Origin of the sequence: Clostridium sp., assembly GCF_021443865.1 — a bacterium.
In the GTDB taxonomy this organism is placed as follows: Bacteria; Bacillota; Clostridia; order Clostridiales; family Clostridiaceae; genus Clostridium.
The window spans coordinates 1-7,943 of sequence record NZ_JABUTB010000097.1 but is presented as its reverse complement, the minus strand read 5'-3'; the positions used below and the strand labels follow the sequence as shown (position 1 = coordinate 7,943).

The window sequence follows — 7,943 nt, the reverse complement described above, 5'->3', positions numbered from 1 at the left end:
TATGATTTGGCTTAGCCGAACTTACACATATGAGCGAAGTCGAATAGGTGTTACCTAAAATAATGGATAATGCGTAATGCACAATGCATAATTAATGTTAAAACTCCACAGGAGTTTTGGAAATGAGAAAATGAAAGAATTGCAAATGCATAATGGATAATTCACAAGGCAATTTAGGAGATAACTCAGGAAAGATAAGTTATAAAATTTGGAAATTCAGCTCAGCTGAATTTCAACAATAATTATCAATTATGCATTATTAATTATAAGAAGGGGGTTTTAGTATGAAGGTAGCAATATTTTTTGGTAGCAAATCTGATACTGATGTAATGAAAGGAGCGGCTAATTGTTTAAGGGAGTTTGGTGTTGATTTTAATGCTTATGTTTTATCAGCTCATAGGGTTCCTGAAAGATTAAGTGAAACTTTAAAGGAAGCAGAGGAAAATGGATGTGAAGTAGTTATTGCAGGAGCAGGTCTTGCTGCACATTTACCAGGGGTGATAGCTTCTCAAACAACTATGCCAGTTATAGGGGTACCTATTAAAGGTGCAGTTGAAGGGCTAGATGCATTATTTTCAATAGTTCAAATGCCTAAATCAATTCCAGTAGCTACAGTAGGAATAAATAATAGTTATAATGCTGGAATGCTTGCAGTTCAAATGCTTGCCATAAAAGATAATAGTTTAAGAGAAAAATTAAATGAATTTAGAATAGATATGAAAAAGAAATTTATAGAAGAAAATGGACAAGGAGTGGATTTATAATGGAAAAGCTAGAAATGTTATATGAAGGAAAAGCAAAGAAAATATATGCTACAGATAAAGAAGACGAAGTTATAGTTTATTATAAAGATGATGCTACTGCCTTTAATGGAGAGAAAAAGGGGCAAATTGAAGATAAGGGTGAATTAAATAATTCCATAACTTCTATGATATTCGAAATGTTGAATAGAGAAGGAATTAAAACTCATTTTATAAAAAAAATAAATGAAAGAGAACAGTTATGTAAAAAAGTTGAGATAGTACCACTAGAAGTTATAGTTAGAAATGTAGCAGCTGGATCAATGGCAAAAAGATTAGGCTTAGAAGAAGGCTATGAGCTAAAAACCACAGTATTTGAATTATCCTATAAAGATGATGAACTTGGTGATCCATTAATTAACGATTATCATGCAGTAGGTATAGGAGCAACTACCTTTGAAGAATTAGAACAAATATATGGAGTTACAGCTAAGATAAATGAAATATTAAAGAAATTCTTTATAGAGCAAGATATTAAACTTATAGATTTTAAATTAGAATTCGGTAGATATAATGGAGAAATTATATTAGCAGATGAAATCTCACCAGATACATGTAGATTTTGGGATGCAATAACAGGAGAAAAACTAGATAAAGATAGATTTAGAAGAGATCTTGGAAACGTAAAAGATGCTTATGTAGAAATATTAAATAGAATAGGCAACAATGCATAATGCACAATGCATAATTAAGGAATAAACTCCTAAAGGAGTTTAGAAAATAGAATATGGAAATTCAGCTATGCTTAATTTCAACAATAATTATCCATTATGCATTATCAATTATTAATTATTTGTTGGGGGTGTTTTTTTGAATTCAAATTTAGTCTTGGATCTAAGCCATGACAAGTTTAAAGAGGAATGTGGAGTTTTTGGAGTTTATTCAAATAAATCTATAGAGGTTTCCTCTATGGTTTATTATGGATTATATGCTCTTCAACATAGAGGACAAGAAAGTGCTGGAATAGCAGTTTCAAATGGAGAAACAGTAGATATCCATAAAGGAATGGGAATAGTTACAGATGCTTTTTCTAAGGAAAGTTTAGAAAATCTTAAAGGTTCTATAGGAATTGGACATGTTAGATATTCTACAAGTGGTGACACTAGAATAGAAAATGCACAACCTCTACTTAGTAAATCAAAGCTTGGTGCAATAGCTATGGCTCATAATGGAACATTAGTAAATGCAGAGGTAATAAGAGAATTATTAGAGGATGGAGGTCATATATTCCATACTTCAATAGATTCTGAAGTAATAGCGAATCTTATTGCACGAGGGGCAAAAAAGGGGATAGAAAGAGCAATTTTTGATGCTATTCAAGCAATTAGAGGATCTTTTGCTATGGTTATATTAACAGAAGATAAGCTTATAGGCGTTAGAGATCCTAATGGAATAAGGCCGTTATGTCTTGGGAAAATTGAAGAAGGGTATGTTTTATCCTCTGAAAGTTGTGCATTAGATGCAATAGGAGCAGAATTAGTTAGAGATATTGAACCAGGGGAAATTATTATAATAGATAAAAATGGTATTAATTCTTATAAGTATTCTGAAAATACACAATGTCAAACTTGTGCCTTTGAATATATATATTTTGCAAGACCAGATTCTACTATAGATGGACTAGATGTTCATTATTCAAGAGTGAGAGCTGGTGAAGAATTATACAATGAACACAAGATAGAAGCAGATATAGTAGTAGCTGTTCCAGATTCAGGAATACCTGCAGCAATAGGATATGCTAAAGCCTCTGGTATAGTATATGATACAGGTTTTGTTAAAAATAGATATGTTGGTAGGACTTTTATAACTCCATCTCAAGAAATTAGAGAAAAGGCAGTTGCGGTTAAATTAAATTCATTAAAAGTAAATATAAGTGGAAAAAGAGTTATTTTAATTGATGATTCCATAGTTAGAGGAACTACATCAAAGCATTTAGTTGACTCATTAAGAAGAGCTGGTGCAAAAGAAGTTCATTTCTTGGTGGCTTCTCCAATAGTTAAATTTCCATGCTATTTTGGGATAGATACGCCATATAGAAGTGAATTAATTGGAGCAAAAAAATCTATAGATGAAATTAAAGAAGCCATAGGAGCAGATTCACTGGGCTATTTAAGCATGGAGGGGATGTATAAATGCTTTAAAAAAGATTGTGGATATTGTGTTGGATGCTTTAATGGAATGTATCCAGTAGCAACTCCTATAGAGGGGCAAAATAATTCTGAAGGGTAGTGATGAAATGTTAACTTATAAAGAAGCTGGAGTCAATATTGAAGAGGGTTATAAATCCGTTAAATTAATAAAAGAATATGCAAGTAAAACTATGAGTGAATATGTATTAAATGGACTTGGAAGCTTTGCTGGCATGGTTGAACTCCCTGAAGGATATAAAAAACCAGTTTTAGTTTCAGGTACAGATGGAGTTGGTACTAAACTAGATATTGCCTTTAAGACTAAAAAATATGATACAGTTGGCATAGATTGTGTTGCTATGTGTGTTAATGATATTTTATGTCATGGAGCAAAGCCATTATTCTTTTTAGATTATATAGCCTGTGGAAAACTTCAGTCAGAAGTGGCTGCTGACTTAGTTAAGGGGGTTTCAGAAGGCTGTATACAAGGGAATTGTGCCTTAGTTGGCGGTGAAACAGCAGAAATGCCTGGTTTTTATAGAGACGGTGAATATGACATGGCTGGTTTTGCAGTTGGAATAGTAGATAAGGATAAAATCATTAATGGGAAAAACATTAAAGAGGGAGATAAGCTTATTGGCATAGCGTCTTCAGGATTACATTCTAATGGATATTCCTTAGTAAGAAAAATATTTAAAGATTTAAATGAAGAGATTGATGGGAAAGAAGTATGGAAGACATTAATTACACCAACAAAAATTTATGTTAAACCAGTTTTAGAATTAATTGAAAGATTTGAAGTTAAGGGGATGGCTCATATTACAGGTGGGGGATTTATAGAAAATGTTCCAAGGATGTTTAATGGTGAAGGTTTAACTGCAGTAATAAATAAAAATAGTTACCCATTACCATCAATATTTAAAAAGATAATGGAAAAGGGTGTGGACAAAGATCATATGTATAATACCTTCAATATGGGTATTGGATTTGTATTATGTGTAAATGAAGCAGATGTAGATAGAATTATAAAAGCATTAATTGAAATGGGAGAAAGAGCTTATGAAATAGGTTATGTAACATCTGGAGGTGAAGGCTGTTGTTTAAGATAGCAGTACTTGCATCAGGGGTAGGAACCAATCTTCAATCAATAATAGATTCTATAGATAATGGAAATTTAAATTGTAAGATAGAAATGGTTATAGCAAGTAAAGAAGGAATTTATGCATTAGAAAGAGCAAAATTTAAGGGGATAAAAAGTTATATAATATCTAAGGAAAAGTACGGAAATAAAGTATCTGATAAGATTTTAGAATTAATTAGGGGAAAAGTTGACTTAATAGTTTTAGCAGGATATCTTTCAATACTTCAAGGAAATATTTTAAAAGAATTCAAAGACAAAATAATTAATATTCATCCATCACTGATACCAAGTTTTTGTGGACAAAAGATGTATGGATTAAAAGTACATGAAGCTGTAATAAATTCAGGAGTTAAATTTACAGGCTGTACGGTGCATTTTGTAAATGAAGAAGTAGATGGAGGAGCAATAATCCTTCAGGAAGTTGTACCAGTATATTTTGAAGATACAAAAGAAGAATTACAAAAGAGAGTTTTAGAAAAGGAACATATTTTATTACCTAAAGCAATTGAGTTAATAAGGAATAATAAAGTGGAAATTATAAATGGAAAAACAAGAATAGTAAGAGAAATGAAAGAATGAAAGAGTGAAAGAAATTCCGTAGGAATTTCAACAATAATTATGCATTATGCATTATGCATTGTGCATTAAACTAGGAGGTTTTTTATGATAAAAAGAGCTTTAGTTAGTGTTTTTGATAAGGATGGAATTTTAGATTTTTCTAAGTTTTTGCAAGAAAAGGGAGTAGAAATAATATCAACAGGCGGAACATATAAGCATCTTAAAGATAGCGGAGTTAATGTAATTGAAGTTAATGAAATTACTAATTTCAAAGAGATGCTAGATGGAAGGGTTAAGACTCTTCATCCTATAATACATGCAGGTATTCTTGCTATAAGAAATAATGAAGAGCATATGAATACAATTAAAGAAAGAAATATAGAAACTATAGATATGGTTATAGTTAATTTATATCCTTTCTTCCAAAAGGTTAGAGAAGATTTAAGTTTTGATGAAAAAGTAGAGTTTATTGATATCGGTGGTCCTACTATGCTTAGAGCTGCTGCAAAGAATTTTAAAGATGTTATTGTAATATCTGATAAAGAGGATTATAAGGCAGTTATGAATGAAATAAATGAAAGTGGAGATGTTTCAGTACAATTAAGAAAAAAATTAGCAGGAAAAGTGTTTAATTTAATGAGTGCATATGATGCTGCAATATCTAATTTCTTACTTGAAGATGATGAATATCCTGAATATCTTTCAATATCCTATAAGAAAAAGCAAAGCCTAAGATATGGTGAAAATCCACATCAAAGTGCAGCTTACTATAGTTCAAATGAATTTGATGGAGCAATGAATAGTTTTGAAATATTAAATGGTAAGGAATTATCTTATAACAATATAAAAGATTTAGATATTGCATGGAAGGTTGCCTGTGAATTTGATGAAGTTGTTTGCTGTGGGCTTAAACATAATACTCCTTGTGGAGTTGCTATTGGAGAGACTACTTTTGAAGTTTATAAAAAGGCATATGATGCAGATCCAACATCTATTTTTGGTGGAATAGTAGCTATAAATAGAAAAATAGATAAAGAAACAGCAGAAGAAATGATTAAAATTTTCTTAGAAGTTGTAGCAGCACCAGATTTTGATGAAGATGCTTTAGAAGTATTAAGAAGTAAGAAGAATTTAAGGGTAATAAGATGTAATAATAAACCTAATTCAAAAAAATATATGGTAACTGTAGATGGTGGAATATTAGTTCAAGAAGAGGATGATAAATTAATAGAAGATTTAAAAGTAGTTACTGAAAAATCACCTACAGAAGAAGAAATGAAGGATTTGTTATTCGGAATGAAAGTGGTTAAATATGTTAAGTCTAATGCTATAGTTGCCATAAAGAATGGAGTAGCAGTTGGAATTGGAGGCGGACAAGTTAATAGAATTTGGGCAACAGAAGAAGCATTACAAAGAGGAAAAGGTGCCACAGTATTAGCATCAGATGCATTTTTCCCATTTAGAGACGTAGTAGATGAATGTGCTAAAAATGGGATAAAAGCTATAATTCAGCCAGGAGGATCTATAAGAGATCAGGAATCAATAGATGCCTGCAATGAACATGGAATTTCAATGGTGTTTACAGGAATAAGACACTTCAAACACTAAAAACAATGCATAATTAACAATGCATAATGCACAATGAATGTTGAAATTCCTCAGGAATTTCATAAATTTAATAACTCAGCTTGTCTGAGTTATATCAATAATTATGCATTATGCATTACGCATTATCCATTAATTGTAGGGGGGTATTTCATGAAAATTTTATTAATTGGATCTGGTGGTAGAGAGCATGCGTTAGCTTGGAAGTTAGCTAAAAATAATAGAGTGGAAAAGATATATGTGGCTCCTGGAAATGGAGGAACTGCTGGGGAAGAGAAATGTGAGAATATAGATATTAATGATATAGATGAACTATTGAAGTTTGCTATAGAAAAATCTATTGATTTAACAGTGGTTGGACCTGAAGAACCACTAACTAAGGGGATAGTAGATAAATTTAAAGATAAAGGCCTTAAAATTTTTGGACCTAGTGAAGAGGCTGCAAGGCTTGAAGGAAGTAAAAGCTTTTCAAAGGACTTTATGAAAAAGTATGGAATAAAAACAGCTGAGTATGAGGTTTTCTATGATTATAATAAGGCATTATCTTATTTAGAAAAATGTAGTTTTCCTATAGTTATAAAAGCTGATGGGCTAGCTGCTGGAAAAGGTGTTGTTATTTGTGAAAAGAAGGAAGAAGCAGTTAATACATTAAAGGACTTTATGATAGAGGATATATTTAAAGGGGCTGGGCAAAAGATAGTGATAGAAGAATTTTTAGAGGGGGTTGAAGCATCAATTCTTTCAATTACTGATGGGAAAACAATAATACCTTTTATATCTGCTAAGGATCATAAACAAATTTTTGATGGCGGAAATGGTCCTAATACAGGAGGGATGGGAGTAGTTGCACCAAATCCATATGTAACGGAAGAAGTTTTAAAGGACTTTGAAAAAAATATTATGGATAGAACTTTAATTGGTATAAAGGAAGAAGGATTTCATTATAAGGGGATTATATTCTTTGGGATTATGATAACTAAAAAAGGTGTATATCTTTTAGAATACAATGTGCGAATGGGGGATCCAGAAACTCAATCTGTACTCTATTTAATGGAAAGTGATTTACTTGAAATTATAGAAGCAGCATTAAATGAAGAATTATATAATATAAAAATTAATTGGAAGTTAGGAGTTTGCATAAATGTTGTCTTAGCTTCAAAAGGCTACCCAGGTATCTTTATTAAAGGATATGCTATAGATATTGAAGAGAAATTTAAGGATAAGGTTTTTATATCAGGGGCAAAATATGAAGATGAAATATTAAAAACTAATGGTGGAAGAGTTTTATCTGTAGTTGGAATAGGTGAAGATGTGGATGAAGCTAGAGAAGATGCTTATAAAGCTATTAGTAAGGTGAATTTTAAAGATAAATACTACAGAAGTGATATTGGCATTGTGTAGAATTTTATTGAAAATTATTAGATTATAATTTTTATAGGTTAGATAATAAAAGAAAATAATAAACTTTGTAATAATTATTGATATTTTTCTTAATAATATATATGTAAGGGAATAAATATTTATATTATTGGAGGAAAGTATGAATAGAGAAAATAAAAATCAAGCTTATTCTAGAGCAAAGGAAATGCTTATAGCAGGAGAGTCTTGGGATAAGATAATGGATGAAACAAGATTAAGACAAAAGGATTTAAAAAGAATCCAAGCTACAGAAATAAGCCCTAAATTCTACAATTATATAAAAAATTGTTA

Annotated in this window: 7 protein-coding genes; all 7 read left to right on the top strand. The window is 30.9% G+C overall.

Annotation, left to right across the window (positions count from 1 at the left end):
* The first annotated feature begins 284 nt into the window (after positions 1–284).
* Positions 285–764, top strand: a complete 480-nt coding sequence (purE, locus tag HUJ77_RS13470) for a 5-(carboxyamino)imidazole ribonucleotide mutase (RefSeq protein ID WP_291709455.1) — start codon at positions 285–287, stop codon at positions 762–764.
* On the top strand, positions 764–1,474 hold the full coding sequence (gene purC, locus HUJ77_RS13465) for a phosphoribosylaminoimidazolesuccinocarboxamide synthase (RefSeq protein ID WP_291709453.1): 711 nt from the start codon (positions 764–766) through the stop codon (positions 1,472–1,474). The genes purE and purC overlap by 1 nt, the downstream gene beginning before the upstream one ends.
* A 136-nt stretch (positions 1,475–1,610) precedes the next feature.
* Positions 1,611–3,029: an amidophosphoribosyltransferase gene (gene purF, locus HUJ77_RS13460; RefSeq protein ID WP_291709450.1), complete on the top strand. Its 1,419-nt coding sequence runs from the start codon at positions 1,611–1,613 to the stop codon at positions 3,027–3,029.
* Positions 3,030–3,036: 7 nt separating this feature from the next.
* Complete coding sequence (gene purM, locus HUJ77_RS13455; RefSeq protein WP_291709449.1) at positions 3,037–4,038, top strand: phosphoribosylformylglycinamidine cyclo-ligase; 1,002 nt, start codon at positions 3,037–3,039, stop codon at positions 4,036–4,038.
* Complete coding sequence (gene purN, locus HUJ77_RS13450) at positions 4,026–4,649, top strand: phosphoribosylglycinamide formyltransferase (protein ID WP_291709447.1); 624 nt, start codon at positions 4,026–4,028, stop codon at positions 4,647–4,649. The genes purM and purN overlap by 13 nt, the downstream gene beginning before the upstream one ends.
* 84 nt (positions 4,650–4,733) lie before the next feature.
* Positions 4,734–6,236, top strand: coding sequence for a bifunctional phosphoribosylaminoimidazolecarboxamide formyltransferase/IMP cyclohydrolase (purH, locus tag HUJ77_RS13445; RefSeq protein WP_291709445.1), 1,503 nt, complete (start codon positions 4,734–4,736; stop codon positions 6,234–6,236).
* A gap of 150 nt (positions 6,237–6,386) precedes the next feature.
* Positions 6,387–7,634 (top strand): phosphoribosylamine--glycine ligase, encoded by a 1,248-nt coding sequence (purD, locus tag HUJ77_RS13440; protein WP_291709443.1) that lies wholly within the window; start codon positions 6,387–6,389, stop codon positions 7,632–7,634.
* The last annotated feature ends 309 nt before the right edge of the window (positions 7,635–7,943 follow it).

Bases quoted from the DNA above. Each gene is read 5' to 3' on its own strand.
- purC (WP_291709453.1), top strand. From the start codon at position 764: ATGGAAAAGCTAGAAATGTTATATGAAGGAAAAGCAAAGAAAATATAT.
- purD (WP_291709443.1), top strand. From the start codon at position 6,387: ATGAAAATTTTATTAATTGGATCTGGTGGTAGAGAGCATGCGTTAGCT.
- purE (WP_291709455.1), top strand. From the start codon at position 285: ATGAAGGTAGCAATATTTTTTGGTAGCAAATCTGATACTGATGTAATG.
- purH (WP_291709445.1), top strand. From the start codon at position 4,734: ATGATAAAAAGAGCTTTAGTTAGTGTTTTTGATAAGGATGGAATTTTA.
- purM (WP_291709449.1), top strand. From the start codon at position 3,037: ATGTTAACTTATAAAGAAGCTGGAGTCAATATTGAAGAGGGTTATAAA.